Here is a 22,072-nt window from a genome sequence, read left to right on the forward strand (position 1 = left end):
TGTGCCCTTGATACAGTTTTAAAGTGCCTGAAAATATTTTTATAAAATTTTATAAAAAAGTATTGACAAAATAAAAATATAGTTTATAATAAAAACATAGAAAGAGCAAAAATATAAAAAACAATAAAAAGGATAGACCTATGAAAGAAAAAATTGCAATCGTATTTGGAACCTTTGCTCCCTTGCATCAAGGGCATATTGATTTGATTCAGAAGGCTAAGCGTTCTTATGATAAGGTGCGCGTGGTGGTTTCTGGTTATCAGGGAGACCGTGGGCAGGAAGTGGGTCTGTCTCTGCAGAAGCGTTTTCGATATACGCGGGAGACTTTCGCAGATGATGAATTGACCCAGGTTTACAAACTGGACGAAACTTCTTTTCCTCGCTATCCTCTGGGTTGGGACAAGTGGCTGCCGGCTTTATTGGAGTTGGTGGGCTATGATTCAGAACGCGAGGAACTGATTTTCTTTGTCGGAGAGGCTGACTATCAGGAGGAGTTAGAAAAGCGTGACTTCAAAACTTCTTTGCAGGAGCGCCAGTTTGGTATCTCAGCTACCATGATTCGGGAAAATTCTAGTCGTTATTGGAAATATATCGCCCAACCTTTCCGCCGTCACTTTACCAAGAAAGTGCTGATTATGGGTAGCGCCAGCAATGGTAAAACGACCTTGGCTAAGGATTTGGCTCGCTACTATGATGCTCCGGTTAGTCTAGAATATGCTCGGGAATACCAGATTCAAAACAATGTGCGAGACGATGAGCTGACTCCCAAAGACTACTATTATCTGCTCTTAGGACAATATGCTCAGACCTCCCGCTTGATTGACAGCAGCGCCAATCGAGGTCTGGTCGTGGCTGATACAAATTCGCTGGTAACCAAGGCTTACTATGATTACTATCTGAAAGAAAGTCCGGTTCAAGACGGGGAAACAGATACTTTTGACAATCTCTTTGCCAGCATTTTGTCCAAGGAAAAATGGGATTTGATTCTCTTTGCTGAGCCGGTTGGGGCCTATGTCAACGATGGCTTTCGCGATATGAGTATGGCAGACGAGGCTATACGCAGTGATTTTTCAAGCTATCTGAAAAAGCTGAAAGAGCAGTGCTTGGCTCATATTCCGACGGTCTATCTGGCTGGCAGTTATTTGGACAATTATCAGGCGGCCAAAGAAGCGATCAACATGATTTATCAAGCAGATTAAAAAAGAAAGTGGTAAAATAGAATGGTAGTAAAAAATCAAAAACTCTCTCCTGCGACTCTCTACGCAGGACTGAAACAAAAATCTCAAACCTTTGTTCAGAATTTCCGCAATGTCTGTGTCGCAGCTAAAAAACAAGGTTTTAGCGGCATAGCGAAATTGTTCTGGCAGGATTTATTTGGCGGGCGTAGCTTGACTCAATGGCTCTACTTGCTTGCTCTTTCCAGTCTGCCTTTCATTCTGGAGTTTACCAGTGGTCAGAAGCAGCATGACTGGCTGGGACTCTTTGCTTCCTGGACAGGCATCGTTTGCGTTATTCTAGTAGCCGAGGGACGGGCCAGCAATTACCTCTTTGGAGCGGTTAATTCGGCAATTTACCTTATATTGTCCTTCAATGCTAGTTTTTATGGAGAAGTGCTGACTACAGTCTACTTCTTTATCATGCAGCCGATTGGCCTTTATACTTGGCTGTCCAACCGGGTCAATGAACAAGATAAGGAAGAGCCATCTCATTTTGAAGCTAAGAAGTTAGACTGGCGTGGCTGGCTTAAATATTTGGCCTTGACTGCCTTGATTTGGATTGGTATGGGCTTCGCCTATAAGAGCATTCACAGTCACCGGCCTTTCCGTGATAGTGTGACAGATGCGACCAATGGTATCGGTCAGCTTCTTATGACTGGTCTCTATCGCGAGCAATGGCTTTTCTGGATTGCGACCAATCTCTTCAGTATTTATCTCTGGTGGGGTAGCAACCTTCATATCCAGGCTATGTACTGGGTTTATACCCTCAATAGTATCGTCGGATGGTATCAGTGGACCAAGGCGGTGAAGAAAGCTTAGACCAAGGCTTGAGATTTTTGATAGAAAAAGATAGCTTAGGAAAGGAAGAAACTCATGACCAAACAGGATATCCCAGCGGGAATGTCGGAAAAAGAGTACTATGAAACCATGGCGGATGAGTCCGCCTTTTTGGCATGGTACAAGACACAGGATTTGCCAAAGTACGAGACGCCCAGCGTAACAGCAGATATGGTGGCATACTGCTTCGTAGAAGGTCAGATAAAACTCTTGGTCATCAAGCGCAAGGCCCACCCTTATCAAAATAAATATGCTTTGGTCGGAGGTTTTGTAGACAAGCATGAGGATGCCTATCAGGCCTGCATTCGGGAAGTCAAGGAAGAGGTGGGGCTGGAGATACCGCTGGAAAAGGTGGAGCAGCTGATGACGGTATCTACTCCTGGGCGTGATCCGCGAGGTTGGGTCATCACTATTGCCCATCTGGTCTATCTGCCGGCCATAGCAGTAGACCAAGTACAAGCTGGCGATGATGCCAAGGAAGTCACCTTTCTTGATGTAGATTTTAAGACAAGGAGTTTTAGAGACGGTGAGCGGCTCCTGACAGCAGAGGATTTTGCCTTTGACCACTACCAAATCCTGCTGGAATCTATCAAGCGGATTCAGGGACGACTGGACTGGAATCCAACTTTTCTCCATCTGCTGGAATCACCGTTTACTGTTTATGAAGGGACTGAGTTGGTCAATCTCATCACGCCTAAACGACCTATTGTCAGCAATAATTTTCTAGTGAAATTTGGAGAATACCTAGAGGAGGCAGGCGTTAAGCGCGTGCCAAAGAAGAAGCCGAGAAAAGTGTATCGGCTGAAGGTAGAAAAATCAGATTAAAGAAAGTTGATTATATATTTCTCTTGCAGGACAGATTTGTCCTGTTTTTTCGTTTTTAATTACGAATAGATATGTAGGAGCGAGTTTCTCATGACAAAAGAAACAGATTGAGAAACAGAACTTCGCTTGAGTAAAAAAATTTTTTAAGAATTTTGCATAAATGATTGACATAGAAAAATTACAGTGTTACAATAATGTTACAAAAAGATTTCTTAATGTTACAAGGAGACAAAAGATGAAAACACGTACTTATACAAAAATGATGGCGGCTGCAGTTCTGGCTTCTAGTTTGCTTTTAGGGGCATGTGGTAAGAAAGAAGAAAGTGCAACAAGTGCTAGTTCTAGCAAGACTGTTCAAGCTTCTTCTAGCTCAAAAGCTGCGTCATCCAGTAAGGTCAGCGCTTCTCCTAAGGTTAGCAATAGCGCTTCTTCAGAAGGAGCAGTTAGCCAGCCTGGACAAGCCCAAGCTCCTGCCAGTCAGCAACAGTCTACTGTCGAAGCTCCTCAAGTCCAACAAACGCAGCCACAGCAAGCCTCAGGTCGACAAAACACTCAGAATCAAGCAACTCAACCAGCCCAAGCACCCGAAAGCAATCGCCAGCTTCAGAATAAACAGGCAGCCAGCAATGCTCGCTATAAAGGTGTCTTGACTATGGTGGATGGGGATTTCTCAGCGGCTGCTGGTACTTGGAAGGATGCCAATGGAAATACTGTGACTGTATCAGGTAATGGTCAATTCACAGTCCAGTCTGCAGATGGAAAGACAGATAATTATTCCATTGCTTCCTACTCTTATACACTGGATGATGGCAAATACAATGCGCAGTTAAGCGGGCAAGGCAATGCCAATCTGCAGATTACAACAGGAGCAGACGGCTCAGTAACAAGCGTTGTAGTGACTCAACCCTAAACAGAACAAAAAAGGAAGTCCAATTGGCTTCCTTTTGTTTTTATTTTTGAATTTGTAAGAGTTCTTCAATTTCAGCCAGACTTTCAGCTTGTGAAATAGCACCGCGGAGCTTGGCTGCTCCGGCAGTACCGCGCAGATAGTGCGGAGCTAGGCCCCGGAATTCGCGGATAGCTACATATTCTCCTTTGAGATTTACCAAGCGGGAGAGGTGGTCATGGGCGACTTTCATCTTATCTTCAAAGCTGAGGTCTGGTAGGACTTCGCCGGTTTCAAAATAATGGTTGATTTGATTAAAGAGGTAGGGATTTCCCATAGCAGCTCGGCCTACCATGACAGCATCGGCGCCGACTTCCTCGATACGCTGTTTAGCATCTTGGACACTGCGGATATCACCGTTAGCGATAAAAGGAATCTTAGTCAGAGCATGGGCTACATCGTGCAGGGTCTCAAGGTCGGCATGACCAGTATACATTTGCTCACGGGTGCGACCGTGCATAGCCAGGGCAGAGACTCCAGCGGCTTCAGCTGCCAGAGCATTTTCTACAGCTAGTGAGCTGTCGGACCAACCCGTCCGCATCTTGACTGTCAGAGGAATATCCAGAACGGACTGGACCTTGTTGATGATTTTATAGATTTTCTCAGGATCCTTGAGCCATTTAGCCCCAGCTTCGTTTTTGACAATTTTATTGACCGGGCAGCCCATATTGATATCGACAATATCCGTCTTGGTGTTTTCTTGGATAAATTCCGCTGCGCGTGCTAAACTATCTTCGTCGCTACCAAAAAGCTGGATAGAAACGGGATTTTCTCCCTCATCAATGTGGAGCATGTGGAGGGTTTTTTCGTTGTTATACTGTATGCCCTTGTCAGAGACCATTTCCATGACGACCAGGCCTGCTCCTAGCTCTTTGGCAATGGTACGGAAAGCAGAGTTGGTTACGCCGGCCATAGGCGCCAGAACTGTGCGGTTGGGGATTTCAACATTCCCAATCATAAAAGGGGTATTAAGATTTGTCACGAATCAGTTCCTCCAGGTCATTTTGGTCAAAGTGATAGGCTGTCTGGCAGAATTGACAGATAATTTCAGCTCCTTGGTCTTGGTCACGCATCTCTTCTAAGTCAGCCTTTGGCAGGGTAGCCAAGGCATTCATGAAGCGCTCTTTGCTACAGTCGCACTGGAAGCGGATTTCCTCTTCAGACAGGCGTTTGTATGGCTCATCACCATAGATGGCAGCCAGCAGAGCTTCGATATGGTCATCGGATTCCAGCAGTTTTGAGATAGCGGGCATTTCTTGGATTCGTTTCTCAAAGCGGGCGATTTCAGCTTCCTTGGCACCAGGCAGAACTTGTACCAAGAAACCGCCAGCAACCTTGACTTTATCATTCTCATCCAAGAGGACATTGAGGCCAACTGCGGAAGGTGTTTGCTGGCTTTCGGTCAGGTAGAAGGCTAGATCTTCGCCGATTTCTCCAGAGATGAGAGGGGTCATGGAGTTGTAAGGATTGCCTGTACCGTAGTCCGTGATGACGAGGAATTCTCCTTGGCCGACAAAAGGACCAACTAGAACCTCACCGGTGGCAGTCTTTTTGATATCTACACCGGGATTTTGCACATAGCCTTTGACATTGCCCTCGGTATCTGCCACTGTGATAATCGCGCCTAGTGAGCTGGTCCCGAGAATCTTGACGGTAATCTTAGTCTGGCCTTTTTCATTTGCAGCTAAAATCTGACTGGCAATCAGTGTGCGGCCAAGTGCAACGGTAGAGCTTGCTTGAGTTTGATGTTTTTCTTGAGCGGTCCGAACCGTCTCTGTGCTATCCAGCACATAAGCTCGGAAAGAACCATTTTCTGAGATAGTTTTGATAATTTTGTCCATACCTTTTATTTTAACACAAAATAGAAAAACAAGCGCATGACTGTGCTTGTCTTTTGGGGTTAGGAAGAATTTTAAGATCAAAAATAGTATAATAAAACAAAGGAGGCTGACATGAACCAATCTTTGAAATCGGCAGTCTATGGTCTGGCAGTAGCTGATGCATTAGGCGTTCCGTATGAATTTTTAACCCGAGGCAGTTTTAAAGCGATTGAGATGGTGGGCTATGGCAGCCATCAGCAGCCGGCTGGTACTTGGTCAGATGATACTAGCCTTGTTTTGGCGACCTGTGATTCTATCAGGGAAAAAGGTAAGATTGACCCTGCCGATATGCAGCAGAGGTTTAAAAATTGGCTCTTCGAGGGAGCATACACACCAGATGGTTTGACCTTCGATGTAGGAAATGCGACTCGCGAAGCATTGACAAGGGGACACGGTCTATCTGATGAATATTCCAATGGAAATGGTTCTTTGATGCGGATTCTGCCCCTAGCCTTTACGGCAGCTAGTCGGTCTGATATTGAAGCTGTTTCCAGTATTACACATGCCCATGCGACTTCCGTAGAGGCCTGCCAGCTTTATGTGGATATTGCTCGTAGGCTCTTAAAAGGCCAGCAACTAGAGGAAATACTATCAGGCTTAGAGACTAGTACGACCTATGCTCGTTTGCAAACTTTAGCAGAGTTAGCAGAAGACGACATTCGCTCTAGTGGCTATGTGGTGGATACCTTGGAAGCAGCACTGTGGTGTCTGCTGACTAGCACTTCTTATCCGGAAACCGTCCTGAAAGCTGTTAATCTAGGCGATGACACTGATACAGTAGCAGCAGTTGCTGGCGGTCTGGCTGGTATCATCTATGGTTTGGAAGGGATTCCTGACAACTGGTTAGCCCAGCTGCGCAATAAAGAACTACTGGAAAGCTGCTTGTTTTAAAGGGATAATCGGAAGACAGGACTGTATTGATCATTTAAAAAGTAAAACAGTAAAAGAGCCACCTAGGCTCTTCTACTTATTCTGTAGTTAATTCTTTCTGGGCTTCCTTGCCTTGGTCCAACAGGGCTTGGATAATCTTTTGATCACGTAGTTTGACAGAGTTGTTGATGGTCTCTGCAGACTGGATAACAGTGGCTTCTAGCAGAGCGCGTTTTTCCCGCCCTTTATCAATAGCTTCGATAATGCCTTGGTTTTGTGCGACAAGGCTTTCTGCCAGCTTAGTGACAGACTCAACAGCGATAGTAGGACTTTGAGAAATCCGCTCCAGCTGAGGAATGACTTCCTTGCTCGTTTCGGCGAGCATTTGCAGGGCAGCGTTATTCGCATTAGAAATGGCGTCAGCTACCTGACCAGACTTCATGGATTGCTGGAGAATGCCTAACTGGGCGATAGACAGTTTCATAGTTGGAATGGTATTGCGACGGAGCATTCCAAGTTTTTGGCGCATATCAGAGGAAACCTTGACCAGATTACGCATCTGAGGCGTTGTCGCCCAAGCTACATAGAGACGGCTGACATATTCAGTATGTTGCTGCTCTAAGGTATTGACCACCTCTGTCATTCGGGCTAATTCTTGCGATTTGACTTGGTAGTCAACGGTTGTCATATCTAACTGAGCAACTTCAGCCTGCAGTTTGAGCGCTCGATTGCCAGATTCTTGCTGAGCAGCTTCGATAAAGGAAATAACTCCGACTAGGTTTTCAATCGATTTGGTATTATCCTCAATCAGCATTTCAGCAGAAACAATATTGCGAGCCAGAACATCTTCTTGTTTGACGACTGTTGCAGCCATGCCGTCCATTTTCTGCTCAATATTTTGTGAGTCAAAATAGAATTCTTGAAGAGTATTTTTGCTCTGTTTGAAGAGTTTTTCCAAGAAATTAGGCTTTTTGTCCAGTTCTGCTACTTGAGCATCCTTATATTTTGCGACAAAGCCATTGAGTTCCTTATTGGTATTTTTTAAAAGCTCATCTACCTGGGGAATCTGTAATTTTTTCTGCTCGGCTAAGATACGATTGACAGTACCGTTGACCTCTTCTACAGCAGATTGGCCAAAGTCTAGCAAGGCATTTTGGTCCGATACGAAATTATCCACAAGCTGAGGGGCTTTAGCCGTAATCGCACTCTGTTGCTCAGGAGTCAGCTTTTCCAGAAAAGTTAGCTGGCCATTTTCTTGAGTCGTATTGGCCTCGATGATTTCTGTTGTTTTATCACTTTTGCTGATGGCATTGTTGGCAATTTTATCAATGTCAAAATTAAATTCTTGGCTCATAGTTTCTCCTTTGGTTTATATAGATTAAAGGCCAGTTTCTGTTTGCTTTTCCTTGTCTAAGATGCGCAGGCTAATGTCAAAGTCCCTCAAATCAGCTTCATTTAACTGGCGCAGCGCTTCGTCTAGGTCTAAGTCAAACTGCTCGATAGCAGCTTTGGCCTTGGCTAGCCGCTCCTCTGCATTGTAAAAATCTTTGGGAGAAGCTTTGATTTTGAGGTAGCCTTCTAAAATATCTTCGTAGTGCTCCATCTGGGACTGATGAATGGCAGTCAGCTCTTCCTTGTTGTTGCTTTCGGATTGAGAGATTTTTTGAAGAATGGCTTCATGGTCAATCTGAATATTGTGAACTGTAGCGACCAATTCTGGGGCTAGCTCTTCTAGACTAGTTTTCTTAGGCTGAGCCTCTTTTCGTTTTTTCTCTCGTTCAATCTTTTTCAGTTGTTCATCGATTTCATCGGTGACAGTACGAATTTTGGTCTGGATTCGCTGGTAGACCGAAGTAGGAATTTCTCCCCGTAGGTCGTTAGCAGCATTTTTGATATAGGTTAGCTGGGGAAGAATTTCTAGTGCTAAATTCTGATAGCTTTCTTGGTCCCCATCTTCTTGGTAGCCTTCCAATTCTTTAATGCGGCGGTCAGCATGACCAATCTCTGATTTTAAATCTTCAATACGGCCAATGCTGGCTTGCTTTGCTTCAATCCGAACTTTTTTCTGGCTTTGGTGGCGATAGAGTCCGTATCCAATAGCCCCCAGAATAGCTATGGGAATTAGATAGCTGGCTACAGCTCCAGAACCAAATACAAATACAAGTATCCAAATCCAGCTAAACCATTCTGGTTGCTGGTTGGAATCATCATTTCTCCTAGACATGGACGTTTCTCTTTCTTCTCAATGTGATATCTCTATTTTAACATAAAAGCTGGTTTTTGAAGGATAAAGATTGAAATGATTTTATATATTGAGACCATTTTTTATATTTGCTTAATTCAGGAAGGCATTTGCTTCCTCTCAATAAAGCAAGCGTTGTTTCTAGAACGAAAGCTTCTTCGTTTCTCTCAAGTATTCATATTCAAACAAAAATCGCAAGGAATACCCTGCGATTCGTGTTTTATCAGTCCATTTCTGGGAAAAGTTTGGCTAGTATTTTAGGGGTGATGCTTTGTCCCGGTCCCTCAGCACAATAGGTGTGCATATACATAGAGGGATTGAAGTTGAGCTCGATGCAGGTACAGTTGGGATTTTCCTCTGTGGAAATAGCAGAGCTGTCAGGGATGATTAGGTCAACGCCACAAGCCCAAGCTCCCATAGCCTTTGCCATGTCCGCAGCAAGTTCCTTATAAGACTGGTGCATGCTGTCTGTGACATCGATCGAGTCTCCGCCGGTAGAGATGTTAGAATTGCGCCGCAAGTCAACCTTGACTCCAGCAGGCAGGATATCGTCGGGTCCATAGCCTTGCTGGTCCAGCATAAGGAGTTCAATGTCGCCCAGTTCAATGATTTCAAGTGGTGAACGATGATCTCGGCCCCGCAGCGGATTGTCATTTTTGATGGCAACCAATTCTCTCACAGTATGCTGACCGTCTCCGACGACATTGGCTGCTACTCGCAAGAGGACTGCCTCACACTGACCGTCTAAGACAAAAAAGCGGTACTCTGTTCCAGCGATAAATTCTTCGACTAAGACAGCAGTGTCTTCTGAAAAAGCAATCTCCAAAGCCTTGCGATAAGATTCCAGACTAGCTGGTTCTTGGAAGATAGAGATGCCCAGTCCGAAGTTGGTTGACTTGGGTTTGACGACAATTTGTCGGTCCTTAATCAAAGGGTAGTAGGCCAGTCCATCCTCTAGGGAAGAAAACTCTGCTCCAGCCGGAACAGGAAAGTCAGCTGCAGCCAAAATCTTTTTGGTGACTGTTTTATTGGCCATGGCCAGAGGGATGACATAGTTATCCTTGGAGGTCATATTGCTGTTCTTGACATATTCCACATGGTGACCATGCCAAAGCTTGAGAAATTGGTCGTTTTCATCTAAGATGTCGACATTCAGCCCCTTCTGAATAGCATCAAAGAGCAGCATCTGGGTGGACAGTTCCATATTTTCGTAGCCTTTGAGGGCATAAGGAGCAGTCCAAGCATAGCGGTGATACTCCTCTGCTTTGTCTAGTCCAAAGGCCATTAAGGAATCTTGCTGGATATGAGGCAGGAGCTGGCCAGATAGGGTTAGCTGAGGATTTAGTAGTACTTCCTTAAGCTGCTGAAGCAAGCTTTGGTAGTAAGTTGGCAGTTCAAAATGCTGGATGAGCTCTTCCATGGCTTGGAGCAGGGCTGAGCTGTCTGCCTCATCTGGCAGGGCAGTCAGTGGGTGGCTACAAGCAATTTTTTGGTTCAAGTCGTGGGCAGCTTTTAATGCCGTATCTACATTTTCTACATCATCTAACCAGAGCAGGCTTAGTAAAAAAAGATGCACAGTATCTAAGGTTTCCTGGCTGATGCCTAGATGGTCAAAAGGATTGAGATCGAAGCAGCGGAATTCCAGATAGGTGATACCCTGCTCCAGATAGGCGTGATTGTGCTTCTGTCCTCGGAAGCGAACGGCTGAGTAAAATTCTTTTTCAGCGCTGAGCTCGCCTGACTGAACGTAGTTTTCAATATCAGTTATATATTGTTCCAAAGAAGCGTAGGATACCTGAATATTCTCGTCATTGACATAGCCATAGTCGCTGTTACGAAAAGAGCGGATAGGCTGGGAAATTTCCTGACTGTAGAAACCGGCTTCTGCCCAAGGGGCAGCCCCGTAGAGATAGGTTAAAATCCAGCGGAAACGCAGAAAGTTTCGAGCCAGCTTGAGATAGAGGTCATTTTTAAAGTCCTTGAGTGAATGGTAGGAGCTGACTTGAAAGAGAGAAGTGACCAGATCTTTTCCTAGCTCCATGTTGTAGTGGATGCCAGAGATGGCCTGTAGTTTTTTGCCATATTTTTTCGCTAAACCCTCTCGGTAGTGGCGTTCGTAGTCGTTTTCCAGATGAGCGATGGCAATCTCTTCTTCCGTCAGCTGTGGTGGCATGGACATGGGCCAGAGGCGTTCATTCTGGTCAATCGAGCGGCCAGCCACATCGCTGATAGCTCCCAGCAAGCGTCGTGCTTCCTTAGTCGAGTGAGCGATAGGTGTAATTAGTTCCAGTTGTTGCTCGCTGAAGTCTGTTTGGATGGTCGGGTGGAAATTGCGGGAACCCAGCTGACTCGGATGGGCAGTTTGAGCTAAGTGTCCGTCAGTTGTTACCCGCAGATTTTCTCTCTCCAGACCAAAGGTCGCTTGGAGAATGGGGCTTGCTGTATCCAGTTTCTGCAATAATTGATTAATCGTCATCATTTCACCGTCCTATGGTAGTAATTTTAGTCTATTACAAACGGAAAAAGAAAACAAATTTCCGCTACGATTTTACAAAAATTCCGAACTTTTATTTTTAATAAACTAACAAATTTCAGAAAATACAGATTTTTTGAAAATTTAATTCGTTTTCAAAAGGGAAAAAGCAAATCAAGAATGGATCCCATCTTGAAAAATTGTTAAATTTTTCATATAATGAGGTATAAAACATAATCGCAGGTGAGATTCCTGCCTGCTTTTCAAGAAAGGACGAGCTGCTTCAGCTCAGACAAAATTATGACATCAGTAGTTGTTGTAGGAACCCAGTGGGGAGATGAAGGAAAAGGGAAGATTACAGACTTCCTTTCAGCCAATGCCGAAGTGATTGCCCGCTATCAGGGTGGTGACAATGCCGGCCATACTATCGTGATTGACGGCAAGAAGTACAAGCTGCACCTGATTCCGTCAGGGATTTTCTTCCCAGAAAAAATCTCTGTCATTGGAAATGGAATGGTGGTCAATCCTAAATCTCTGGTCAAAGAATTGAACTACCTGCATGAGGAAGGTGTGACGACAGATAACCTTCGTATCTCTGATCGAGCGCATGTCATCCTGCCTTACCATATCGAGCTGGATCGCCTGCAGGAAGAAGCAAAAGGTGACAATAAAATCGGGACGACAATCAAGGGAATCGGTCCTGCCTATATGGACAAGGCTGCTCGTGTCGGTATCCGCATCGCTGACCTTTTGGATAAAGATATTTTCAGAGAGCGCTTGGAGCGGAATTTAACTGAGAAAAACCGCCTCTTTGAGAAATTGTACGATAGTACAGCAATCAGCTTTGATGATATTTTTGAAGAATACTATGAATATGGTCAGCAAATTAAGCAGTATGTGACGGACACTTCTGTTATCCTCAACGATGCGCTGGATCAAGGCAAGAGAGTTCTCTTTGAAGGGGCTCAAGGGGTTATGCTGGATATTGACCAAGGTACTTATCCATTTGTAACTTCATCTAACCCAGTTGCGGGGGGAGTGACTATTGGTTCCGGTGTTGGTCCGAGCAAGATTGACAAGGTAGTTGGTGTCTGCAAGGCCTACACCAGTCGGGTCGGAGATGGACCATTCCCAACAGAGCTTTTCGATGAAGTAGGCAATCGGATTCGTGATATCGGCCACGAATATGGCACTACCACTGGCCGTCCGCGTCGGGTAGGCTGGTTTGACTCTGTTGTCATGCGTCATAGCCGCCGTGTCTCAGGGATTACCAATCTTTCGCTTAACTCCATCGATGTTTTGAGCGGTCTGGATACAGTCAAGATTTGTGTAGCCTATGATTTGGATGGTCAGCGCATTGACCATTACCCAGCTAGTCTGGAACAGCTCAAGCGTTGCAAGCCGATTTACGAAGAGCTGCCAGGCTGGTCAGAGGACATCACAGGTGTTCGCAGTCTGGAAGACTTGCCAGAAAATGCCCGCAACTATGTTCGTAGAGTGAGTGAGTTGGTTGGCGTTCGCATTTCTACCTTCTCAGTCGGTCCTGGCCGCGAGCAGACCAATATCTTGGAAAGCGTCTGGTCTAATTTGTAAAAAAAGTCAGCACAAGGAAATTGCTTCTTGTGCTTTTTTGTAGGAAAATTCCATCTTAAGATTCATTTAAGATATATATTTTATACTAACAGCATAAACAAAGACCTCCTAACTTTGTTTAAAAATCCTAAACTTTTTTCATAATAATCTCCTGAAAGTCACCCAAGTGGTGGCTTTTACTTTTTCTGAGAAGTGCAGCAGGCTTGTGGTATAATGAGATAGACGACTATAGATTTAGAAAGGCAATGATGAATTACACGATTGAAGAAAAAGAAGCATTTATGAGGGAAGCTTTGAAGGAGGCGGAGACTGCCCTAGCTCATGATGAAATTCCCATCGGCTGTGTCTTGGTTAAAGAAGGTAAGATTATTGGCCGCGGTCACAATGCACGTGAGGAGCTGCAGCGGGCTGTTATGCATGCGGAGATTATGGCTATCGAAGAGGCAAATCAGCATGAAAATAGCTGGCGTTTGCTGGACACAACGCTTTTTGTGACTATTGAGCCATGTGTCATGTGCAGCGGAGCAATCGGTCTGGCACGCATTCCTCATGTGATTTACGGAGCAGCAAATCAAAAGTTTGGAGCAGCTGGCAGCCTTTATGATATTTTGACAGATGAGCGCCTTAACCACCGAGTAGAGGTGGAGACAGGTGTTCTCCAAGAAGAATGCGCTCAAATCATGCAGGAATTTTTCAGACAGAGAAGGAAAAAATAAAATTAGCCAAAATCAAAAGTTTGTGTTATACTAATTAGTGGAGCAACAGTTTTGCGTGAAGCGGGTCAGGGGAGGAATCCAGCAGCCCTAAGCGAAGTAAGCTGTGTGCTCTTTTTCTATGCCTCTTAACGAATCAACTCCGAAGGAGGAAGATGAGTTTAGAGACATTGACGCAGTTTGAGCGAAGCGAAAACTAGGTTCCAATATTTAATCAATCAAGCCTGAAAGGCGCAGATGAATATTGGAGCAGTGAATCTAGTTCGAACGGACCTGAAATAAATTCAGCCGCCATCCAATTTTAACTAGAATATTGAGCTCTTTGTCAATCAAAATTATTCTTCTCAATAGGCCTAAAATTTGTTGACTTACGCAAACGATTGCTTTCAGTTATATCCTAGGATTAGCTTATTTAGAAAAATAGTATAGAATAAAAAATGTAAACGTTTTAAAATAGTAAAAGCACTTGCTTATTTTTTCTTAAAGCGTTATCATAAAAGAAAAGAACAATTGGAGGATAAACATGACACATATTAAATTTGACTATTCAAAGGTACTGGATAAGTTTGTAGCACCACATGAATTAGATTATATGCAGCCTCAAGTGACTGCAGCAGATAATGCTCTACGAAACGGAACAGGTCCTGGAGCAGAAATGACAGGCTGGTTGAATTTGCCTGAAGAATATGATAAAGATGAATTTGCTCGTATTCAAAAGGCGGCTGCTAAAATCCAATCTGATAGTGAAGTGTTAATCGTCATCGGTATTGGAGGATCTTATTTAGGGGCACGTGCAGCTATTGATTTCTTGAATAATTCATTTGTAAACTTGCAAAGCAAAGAAGAACGCAAGGCACCTCAGATCCTCTATGCTGGAAACTCTATCTCTTCAAGCTATTTGGCTGATTTGGTAGACTATGTATCAGACAAGGATTTCTCTGTCAACGTTATTTCTAAGTCAGGAACAACTACAGAGCCTGCTATTGCTTTCCGTGTCTTCAAAGAACTCTTGGTTAAGAAGTATGGTCAGGAAGAAGCAAATAAACGGATTTATGCAACTACAGACCGCGCTAAAGGTGCAGTTAAGGTTGAAGCAGATGCTAATGGCTGGGATACTTTTGTAGTGCCTGATAGTGTTGGTGGTCGTTTTACAGTATTGACAGCAGTGGGACTCTTGCCAATCGCAGCTGCAGGGGCTGATATCAGCAAGTTGATGGAAGGAGCAAATGCTGCTCGCAAGGCTTATGCTTCTGATAAGTTGGCTGAAAATGAAGCATATCAATATGCAGTTGTACGCAATATCTTGTACCGTAAAGGTTATTTGACAGAAGTTCTAGCTAACTACGAACCATCTTTGCAATACTTCTCAGAATGGTGGAAGCAACTGGCTGGTGAGTCAGAAGGTAAAGACCAAAAAGGTATCTACCCAACTTCAGCCAACTTCTCAACAGACCTGCACTCTTTGGGGCAATTTATTCAAGAAGGAACTCGTATCCTCTTTGAAACAGTTATTCGTGTAGATAAGCCTCGCAAAAATGTGTTGATTCCTGAATTAGCAGAAGACTTGGATGGCCTTGGCTATCTGCAAGGAAAAGATGTTGACTTTGTCAATAAGAAAGCAACAGATGGAGTGCTGTTAGCTCACACAGACGGCGGAGTGCCAAATATGTTTGTGACCCTGCCTGAGCAAGATGAGTTCACTTTGGGCTATACTATTTACTTCTTTGAGTTAGCTATTGCTCTTTCTGGCTACCTGAATGGTATCAATCCATTTGACCAGCCAGGAGTTGAGGCTTATAAGAAAAACATGTTTGCTCTTCTTGGGAAACCAGGCTTTGAAGAGCTGGGGGCTGAGTTGAATGCACGTCTTTGATTCTCATATGCTTTGAGTTCATTTAGAATATAAAAAGATCCACAAGTTCATTTCTTGTGGATTTTTTAGTACAAGCCTCTTAATTAGTTTATTATTTTTTTGAACAGTGTAAAAAAGAGTGTCTTAATTCTTTAATGGAAGCGCTGTATAATTGCCTTGTAAATAAAATTTGAGAGGTATCAAAATGAATGATTGGTTAGACATTAAAGGCAAAACAGTTCTTGTGACGGGTGCGTCATCTGGGATCGGTAAGGCAATCGTCGAAGAATTGTTGGAATTAGGAGTCAATGTAGCGAATTTTGATCTTAGCGACAACGATTTGCGTCACCCGAACCTATTATTTGTAAAAGTTGATGTAACTTCTCGCTCTGAAGTAGAAGAGGGTGTTGCCAAAATAGTGGAAAGATTTGGCAATATTGATGCGGTAGTCAATAATGCGGGGATTAATGTCCCTAGATTATTAATCGATGCAGAAAATCCTAAAGGTCCTTACGAGTTGGACGATGAGACGTTCGAAAAAGTAACAATGATTAATCAAAAAGGTTTGTATCTGGTTAGTCAGGCAGTAGGACGTATTTTAGTGAAAAATGGAAAAGGTGTAATTGTGAACATGGCTTCAGAAGCAGGCTTGGAAGGTTCTGAAGGACAAAGTGCCTATGCTGCAACGAAAGCGGCAGTCTATAGTTACACTCGTTCATGGGCGAAAGAGCTTGGTAAACATGGTGTACGTGTGGTTGGAATTGCTCCAGGAATTATGGAAGCTACGGGTCTTCGAACTCTTTCTTACGAGGAAGCTCTTGCTTATACCCGTGGAAAGACGGTAGAAGATATTCGAGCTGGTTATGCTTCAACTTCAACGACTCCATTGGGACGGAGTGGGAAACTACGGGAAGTAGCTGATCTTGTAGCGTTCTATATTTCAGACCGTTCTAGCTATATAACAGGTGTCACTACAAATATTGCCGGAGGTAAAACTCGCGGTTAAAACAATGAAGGTAGGGAAGAGAGTTGACCTTAGTAAATCGGTGGTATAATATTTTAGATAAAATGGTCTCGCAGCCAACTTATTCCTTGTTAGATATGCGCTCAGAACTGGATATTAGCTTGCAAACCTTGCAAAAGAGTATCCAACAATTAAATGATGTTTTGGCTCCTAATATCCAGATTATCGCACAAGATGATCAGTTAATGTTAGAAGTGTATGACTATACAGAGTTGGAAAGGATTTTATCTGGTAGTTTAAAACAGGAGAGTGACTTCAATTCTTCCAGTAAAAGAATTGCCTATTTGCTAAAACGTTTAATTGAGTCAACCTCCCCTCTTCTTATTGACGACTTGGCTGAGGAAGTAGGTGTTAGTAGAAGTACCCTTAATAAGGATTTAAAACAAGTAAAATCTTTGGCAGAGAGTTACTCTATCACTATTTCAGGAAAGCCCAACCGTGGGCTGGAGGTCTTGGGGAGCGAGCTGAATTTGCGCTTGCTATATATTCACCAAGTGGCTCCTTACTTTGAAGGAGGGACACTCACTGAGGCAACATCTTCTTTTCTGGAGACGCTAGTTCAGGACTATAAAATCCCTAAAGAAACACAGGAACTCCTTCGAAAGACCATTTCAATTATGGTGGAGCGTATTCATACATCTAGAGTGTTGAATTGTCCTATTCCTTACTATAGGAATGATTTAACAGAGACACCTTTAGCTGAGAAATTAATCTATCATATTGAAATGACTTATAAGATTTCCCTCAGTCAGTTTGAGATAGACTTTTTGTGTTTTCCGTTTAATGTCCGTTTTATTGACACTTTAAGCAAGACATCTTATCAATCTGAACAGCTTGCAAAGATTTTTCAAGGGATTGTCAAGAAAGTCAAAGAAACAATGTTGGTTCACTTTGATGATGAAGAATTATTTGAAGAAATCAAATCTCATCTAGGCCCCTTAATCAATCGACTGATTTTCCATGTGCAAGCTAATGATATATTTCATGGCGAGGTTCAAACTCAATATCCTTTTGCTTTTGAAATGGCAAAAATAGCTGGAGAAGAACTATCTGCAATTTTTGGTTCTGAATTGGAATTATCTGAAATTGGATATCTGGCTTTGTATTTTGAAATGATTTTAAGAAAGCAAAATTCTGCTGTTAAGGGTTCTCGCAAGCAGATAGCTGTAGTTTGCACAACAGGAAGAGGAACTGCTGCGATGATTATTCAGCAACTCAGACGAGTCCTTGGAAATGATGTAGACATTACTCAGTATTCCGAAGAGGATTTTAATGTGGATTTAAATCAGGACTATTTCGCGATTTTTACGACAGTTCCTCTAAAATATAAAGATTCTAAATCTCCAGTCATTCAAGTTAATCATCTTTTTGATGATCAATGGCTGCAGGAAGAATGGCAGAGGGCCAATGCTTTTCATCAAAAAAATCTAGAAACAGTCAGCTTACGTTTTCTTCGGTTGAGCCCCCAAAAAACCTATCAGCAATACTTGCTAAATATGGTTGCAGAGTTAGAGAAACTTCAGATGATTGATGAAGGTTTTAGAAATCGGATAATTGATAGGGAGAAAAAGCAATCAACCATTTTTGGTGGAGGAATTGCCTTCCCCCATACAATTAACCAGGGTTATGCAAAGACTATTTTAATGTTTGGAAAACTAGAAGAGCCTTATCAAAAAGGAGATGAATGGATTGAATTTATCTTTCTAGTCGCCATACCCTCAGAAATCGAAAGAAAAATGGAAAGTGAATTGCTGGAATTGTATGACGACATTTTTCGAATTGCAGGAGAGCCTTCTCTAAAAGAAGCATTGAGGGCTGTAGAAACAGAGATAGAGTTTCTATCATTTTCTAAGAGCAAAGGAGTATTTTAATGAATTCGCTAATAATTTTCGCTGTATTTGTCATGGCAGCTTATATATTTCAAATGTTCCTCGGCTGGCAGCAACTCAAAGACTTCAATAAGACCTATACGATGCTCCGAAAACTGGGGCGCGTAGCGATTGGCAGGAAGTCCGGAAGAATAAAATCCGGTACGATTGTCATGTTCGCGGTTGATGAAAACGGTCGGGTTCTTAAAGCTAGCAAAATGCAAGGAGTCACAATCTTAGCGCGTTTTCAAAATATGGACGATTATGTTGGAGAAGACATCCATTATTTTGACAAGTATAATCCTCTTGTGAGAAAAGAAAATAAGTTGATGCAATCAGCCATAGAAGATGCTAGAAAAGTCTATCTTTGGCATGAGGCAGGTATTGAGAAAGAGACAAGTTCATCTGATTCTTTTCTGGGATTCGGCTTTTATGCGAATTACTTACAATTATCTATTAAACAGTTATTTAAAAAAAATAAGAAAAGGAGTTCCTTATGAATCACATTACAAAATTTGCAGAGAGTTTTATGAAACTCTTCCAATTAGGTGGAGAAACCTTTATTAGCTGGATGACAAATATTGTACCGCTTGTCTTAATGCTATTGATTGCAATGAATACCCTTATCGCTTTCTTGGGAGAAGAAAAGGTCAATTCCTTGGCTAAGATTTCTGCCAAAAATCCTGTTAGCCGTTATATGATTTTACCTTTCATTTCAGCCTTTATGCTGGGGAATCCGATGGCGATCAGTATGGGACGCTTCTTGCCAGAATATTATAAACCTAGTTTTGTAGCAGCTCAGATGCAGTTCTGCCATACTTCAAATGGTGTATTCCCACATATCAATCCTGGGGAATTGTTTGTATGGATGGGAATTGCGACAGGAATTCAAACTTTAGGTTTAAGTCAGATGGACCTGGCAATCCGTTACATGCTTGTAGGAATTATCATGAACTTTGTTGGTGGATGGGTAACAGATTTTACGACTGCCTATGTTGCAAAACAGCAAGGTGTTACCTTGAGTAAAACATTTGATTGATAGAAAGAGTGAAATTATGTCATATAAGAGTATAAAAGTTGTTAAAGGAAATGGTGGTTTCGGAGGCCCTTTGGTCATTACACCTAGTGAGGCTAAGCATAAATTTATCTATATCACTGGCGGCGGAGAAAAGCCAGATATTGTAGATAAAATTGCTGATTTGACCGGTATGGAAGCTGTTAACGGGTTTAAAACTTCTATCCCTGATGAGGAAATTGCTTTAGCAATCGTGGATTGCGGCGGTACTCTTCGCTGCGGTATTTATCCTAAAAAGGGGATCCCTACAATCAATATTGTCGCTACAGGGAAAAGTGGCCCTCTAGCACAATATATCACCGAGGAAATCTATGTGTCAGCAGTTGGCCTTAATCAAATTTCTGCTGCTAATGAAGACGAAAAAGCGACAACTGTGGTAACAGAAAAGCCAACTTACGATACTAGTAAAAAAATTACAGAGCAAAAAGCTGAAACAAGTATTGTAGCAAGAATTGGGATGGGCGCTGGGAAGGTCGTTGCGACTTTCAACCAGGCTGCTCGTGAAGCCATCCAAACAATGCTAAACACAATCATTCCTTTCATGGCCTTTGTTTCCTTGCTGATTGGGGTTATTCAAGGTTCAGGTGTTGGAAATTGGCTGGCAAAATTAATGGTTCCCCTAGCGGGGAACATCTGGGGACTCATTTTGATTGGCTTTATCTGTTCCTTGCCATTCCTATCTCCTTTGTTAGGCCCCGGAGCTGTTATCAGTCAGATTATCGGAACCTTAATTGGAGTCGAAATCGGAAAAGGGAATATTCCGCCCCAAATGGCTCTGCCAGCTATATTTGCTATCAACACTCAAAACGGTTGTGATTTCATTCCTGTAGCACTCGGTCTATCTGAAGCCAAGTCTGAAACAGTTGAGGTTGGTGTCCCTTCTGTGCTTTATTCACGCTTTCTCAATGGTGTTCCGCGGGTGCTAGTAGCTTGGATAGCTAGTATTGGTCTTTATCAATAGACCTTTGATAGATGCACGTAAACAGAGCAACTATTATGTTAAACTTATCTATAAGCATAAGTTTAAGACAAATTAGAGAAAGGATAAATAGGAATTAGATGAAGAAAATTTTTGAAGCTAAAGTAATTCAAGTGGGGCCTGAAGCTCAGAATATGATTCAAGATGCCAATATGCTCATTTTATTTGGAGAAGAAGCACCGGAAGATTTAGCAGAGTATTGTTTTAAGATTGATAACAAAAATCTGCTAGGTTCAATACTAGAAGGCGGCAAGCTGGTGGTAGATAATCAGGAATATTCGATTAGTTCCGTGGGAAATGTAGTAGAAAAAAATTTAACTGGACTGGGCCATATCACGATTTCTTTTGATGGTTCAAAAGAGGGGAGCCTTCCTGGTACACTCCATGTCGCAGCAGACCAAGCAGTAGTAATTGAAAAAGGCTCTACCATTCAGATTTTTGAAGTAGCTCAAGTAGGATAAAATATCTAAATAAGAATACTAGAAAAATAAGAGTCTAAAAACTTGATTCAGAGCCTGGGCAAAAGTCCAGGCTTTTGGGTCTAAATTAGAAAAAATAGATGACGCAGTGGTTGATTGGCATCTTCCTTCGCTTTTTAAGCCCCAAAGATTGCCTGATCAACTGTGCGGGGGTGGGAAGACGAACTTTTTAACTTGTTTGAAGTTCTTTCCCACTCCCTTTTTGATTGAAAGAACAATTTATGTTATAATGTTGTAAAATTTGTCATTGTTTTTCAATGTTTTCGCAATATGACAAATCAATGAAATTTATAAGGAGAAAACCATGTCAGATAAAGATGGTCAAGGTCAAGTGCAAGGGGCTTGGCAAGAAAATCAAACTAGCAGCCAGCCATTGCAAGGGAATTTCCAGCAGATTCAGCCGCAAGGATTGCCTGATAAGAAGGGTAATATCGGAAAAGTCATAGGACTTTCAATTTTTGCTCTCATAATTGGTCTTTTGATTGGCAGCGGTTCAGCTTATTTTATCGGCAAGCAGGCGCAGACAAATAAGGATATTCAAAGGATTAAGCGTCTGAGTAAGGCTCAGGAAGAAGCCAAAGACAAGAGTGACAGCTTTACTACAGACGGGCAGTCGGTTCAGTTTAATTGGACATTGAAAGACTTGGGACGGTTGAGCTATACAAATGATGAAGGATTAGGTCTGACGGCTGATCAAATCGTTGAAACTTATGGCTTGGCTAGTTCAGCAGAATATGATCGTAATCGCCTGTTACTCCGATGGGGCCCTTCTGTCAGGGACAAGGAGCAAAATATTTCTTTTCAATTTGATAAAGTTGACCAGAACTACTATCTGAGGCAAGTGGTAGTTGGAGATTCTTTTAAAGAATATAGAAAAGGGAAGGGAACGACAGATTGGAGCGTATTATCTCCCAAAGACCTTGAACGTTTGAAAAAAGGAGACAAGGAAACGGGTGAAGGAGGAACAGCTTTATCAGAGGTTCTGAAGAGGCATCCTGTTCCGTCAGAAATTGTCATCACAACCGAACGTGACGTAGATAATAAGATTATCTCCAACCGTCTGATTGCTGAGGTGACTTATAAAACAGAAGATGGTTATGAATACCTATTGTTTGTAGGCCAGCCAGATGGAAATTTCTTATATATAAAGTCAGAGGAAATGTAAGTTTTTAGTTATTTAGTTTATCTTTTGTGACTGA

20 protein-coding genes and 1 other RNA gene are annotated in these 22,072 nt (G+C 42.6%); 16 read left to right on the top strand and 5 right to left on the bottom strand.

Features of this window, described 5'->3' with window-relative positions:
* Positions 1–140: 140 nt before the first annotated feature.
* The 4 genes from HMPREF1150_RS02230 to HMPREF1150_RS02215 all read left to right on the top strand — a co-directional run bounded on the left by HMPREF1150_RS02230 (position 141) and on the right by HMPREF1150_RS02215 (position 3,789).
* Complete coding sequence (locus tag HMPREF1150_RS02230) at positions 141–1,199, top strand: AAA family ATPase (protein ID WP_009660168.1); 1,059 nt, start codon at positions 141–143, stop codon at positions 1,197–1,199.
* 21 nt (positions 1,200–1,220) lie between these two features.
* A complete protein-coding gene (gene pnuC, locus HMPREF1150_RS02225; protein WP_009660237.1) occupies positions 1,221–2,036 on the top strand; it encodes a nicotinamide riboside transporter PnuC in 816 nt (271 codons plus the stop codon).
* A gap of 54 nt (positions 2,037–2,090) precedes the next feature.
* Positions 2,091–2,879, top strand: coding sequence for an NUDIX hydrolase (locus tag HMPREF1150_RS02220; protein WP_009660146.1), 789 nt, complete (start codon positions 2,091–2,093; stop codon positions 2,877–2,879).
* 160 nt (positions 2,880–3,039) lie between these two features.
* The gene (locus HMPREF1150_RS02215) at positions 3,040–3,789 is read left to right on the top strand and encodes a DUF6287 domain-containing protein (RefSeq protein WP_082730211.1); all 750 of its coding nucleotides are present in this window, start codon (positions 3,040–3,042) and stop codon (positions 3,787–3,789) included.
* A gap of 40 nt (positions 3,790–3,829) precedes the next feature.
* Here HMPREF1150_RS02215 and dusB read toward each other — a convergent pair whose 3' ends face one another.
* Complete coding sequence (dusB, locus tag HMPREF1150_RS02210) at positions 3,830–4,807, bottom strand: tRNA dihydrouridine synthase DusB (protein ID WP_009660226.1); 978 nt, start codon at positions 4,805–4,807, stop codon at positions 3,830–3,832.
* On the bottom strand, positions 4,794–5,666 hold the full coding sequence (gene hslO / locus HMPREF1150_RS02205) for an Hsp33 family molecular chaperone HslO (RefSeq protein ID WP_009660165.1): 873 nt from the start codon (positions 5,664–5,666) through the stop codon (positions 4,794–4,796). Before hslO ends, dusB begins: the two co-directional genes overlap by 14 nt.
* A 111-nt stretch (positions 5,667–5,777) precedes the next feature.
* On the opposite strand from hslO, the gene HMPREF1150_RS02200 reads away from it, so the two are divergent.
* Positions 5,778–6,596, top strand: a complete 819-nt coding sequence (locus HMPREF1150_RS02200; protein WP_009660149.1) for an ADP-ribosylglycohydrolase family protein — start codon at positions 5,778–5,780, stop codon at positions 6,594–6,596.
* Between the two features lie 76 nt (positions 6,597–6,672).
* Here HMPREF1150_RS02200 and HMPREF1150_RS02195 read toward each other — a convergent pair whose 3' ends face one another.
* The 3 genes from HMPREF1150_RS02195 to gshAB form a co-directional block, all read right to left on the bottom strand.
* Entirely contained in the window at positions 6,673–7,929 is a 1,257-nt protein-coding gene (locus tag HMPREF1150_RS02195) for a toxic anion resistance protein (protein ID WP_002907849.1), read from the bottom strand.
* A gap of 24 nt (positions 7,930–7,953) precedes the next feature.
* Complete coding sequence (locus tag HMPREF1150_RS02190) at positions 7,954–8,799, bottom strand: membrane protein (protein ID WP_009660218.1); 846 nt, start codon at positions 8,797–8,799, stop codon at positions 7,954–7,956.
* 241 nt (positions 8,800–9,040) lie between these two features.
* Positions 9,041–11,293 (bottom strand): bifunctional glutamate--cysteine ligase GshA/glutathione synthetase GshB, encoded by a 2,253-nt coding sequence (gene gshAB, locus HMPREF1150_RS02185; protein WP_032905726.1) that lies wholly within the window; start codon positions 11,291–11,293, stop codon positions 9,041–9,043.
* A 297-nt stretch (positions 11,294–11,590) separates the two neighbouring features.
* On the opposite strand from gshAB, the gene HMPREF1150_RS02180 reads away from it, so the two are divergent.
* The 11 genes from HMPREF1150_RS02180 (at position 11,591) to HMPREF1150_RS02135 (ending at position 22,038) form a co-directional block, all read left to right on the top strand.
* Complete coding sequence (locus HMPREF1150_RS02180; protein ID WP_009660170.1) at positions 11,591–12,883, top strand: adenylosuccinate synthase; 1,293 nt, start codon at positions 11,591–11,593, stop codon at positions 12,881–12,883.
* A gap of 245 nt (positions 12,884–13,128) precedes the next feature.
* Positions 13,129–13,599, top strand: a complete 471-nt coding sequence (gene tadA, locus HMPREF1150_RS02175) for a tRNA adenosine(34) deaminase TadA (RefSeq protein ID WP_032905702.1) — start codon at positions 13,129–13,131, stop codon at positions 13,597–13,599.
* Positions 13,600–13,633: 34 nt separating this feature from the next.
* An RNA gene (gene ffs, locus HMPREF1150_RS11895) (signal recognition particle sRNA small type) lies at positions 13,634–13,719 on the top strand.
* Positions 13,720–14,119: 400 nt separating this feature from the next.
* Positions 14,120–15,469: a glucose-6-phosphate isomerase gene (locus tag HMPREF1150_RS02170; RefSeq protein ID WP_002917809.1), complete on the top strand. Its 1,350-nt coding sequence runs from the start codon at positions 14,120–14,122 to the stop codon at positions 15,467–15,469.
* Between the two features lie 184 nt (positions 15,470–15,653).
* Positions 15,654–16,454: an SDR family oxidoreductase gene (locus HMPREF1150_RS02165; protein WP_002902100.1), complete on the top strand. Its 801-nt coding sequence runs from the start codon at positions 15,654–15,656 to the stop codon at positions 16,452–16,454.
* A 62-nt stretch (positions 16,455–16,516) separates the two neighbouring features.
* Positions 16,517–18,343: a PTS sugar transporter subunit IIA gene (locus HMPREF1150_RS02160; protein ID WP_009660254.1), complete on the top strand. Its 1,827-nt coding sequence runs from the start codon at positions 16,517–16,519 to the stop codon at positions 18,341–18,343.
* Positions 18,343–18,840, top strand: coding sequence for a transcriptional regulator GutM (locus tag HMPREF1150_RS02155; RefSeq protein ID WP_002893984.1), 498 nt, complete (start codon positions 18,343–18,345; stop codon positions 18,838–18,840). Before HMPREF1150_RS02160 ends, HMPREF1150_RS02155 begins: the two co-directional genes overlap by 1 nt.
* Positions 18,837–19,379, top strand: a complete 543-nt coding sequence (locus HMPREF1150_RS02150; protein WP_002893982.1) for a PTS glucitol/sorbitol transporter subunit IIC — start codon at positions 18,837–18,839, stop codon at positions 19,377–19,379. Before HMPREF1150_RS02155 ends, HMPREF1150_RS02150 begins: the two co-directional genes overlap by 4 nt.
* A 16-nt stretch (positions 19,380–19,395) precedes the next feature.
* The gene (locus tag HMPREF1150_RS02145; protein ID WP_009660130.1) at positions 19,396–20,376 is read left to right on the top strand and encodes a PTS glucitol/sorbitol transporter subunit IIB; all 981 of its coding nucleotides are present in this window, start codon (positions 19,396–19,398) and stop codon (positions 20,374–20,376) included.
* 98 nt (positions 20,377–20,474) lie between these two features.
* On the top strand, positions 20,475–20,855 hold the full coding sequence (locus tag HMPREF1150_RS02140) for a PTS glucitol/sorbitol transporter subunit IIA (protein WP_002902105.1): 381 nt from the start codon (positions 20,475–20,477) through the stop codon (positions 20,853–20,855).
* Between the two features lie 322 nt (positions 20,856–21,177).
* Positions 21,178–22,038 carry a hypothetical protein gene (locus HMPREF1150_RS02135; RefSeq protein ID WP_009660150.1) on the top strand — a complete coding sequence of 287 codons (861 nt, stop codon included), beginning with the start codon at positions 21,178–21,180 and terminating at the stop codon, positions 22,036–22,038.
* Positions 22,039–22,072 lie beyond the last annotated feature (34 nt).

Source organism: Streptococcus sp. AS14, from assembly GCF_000286495.1.
Taxonomy (GTDB): Bacteria; Bacillota; Bacilli; order Lactobacillales; family Streptococcaceae; genus Streptococcus; species Streptococcus sanguinis_P.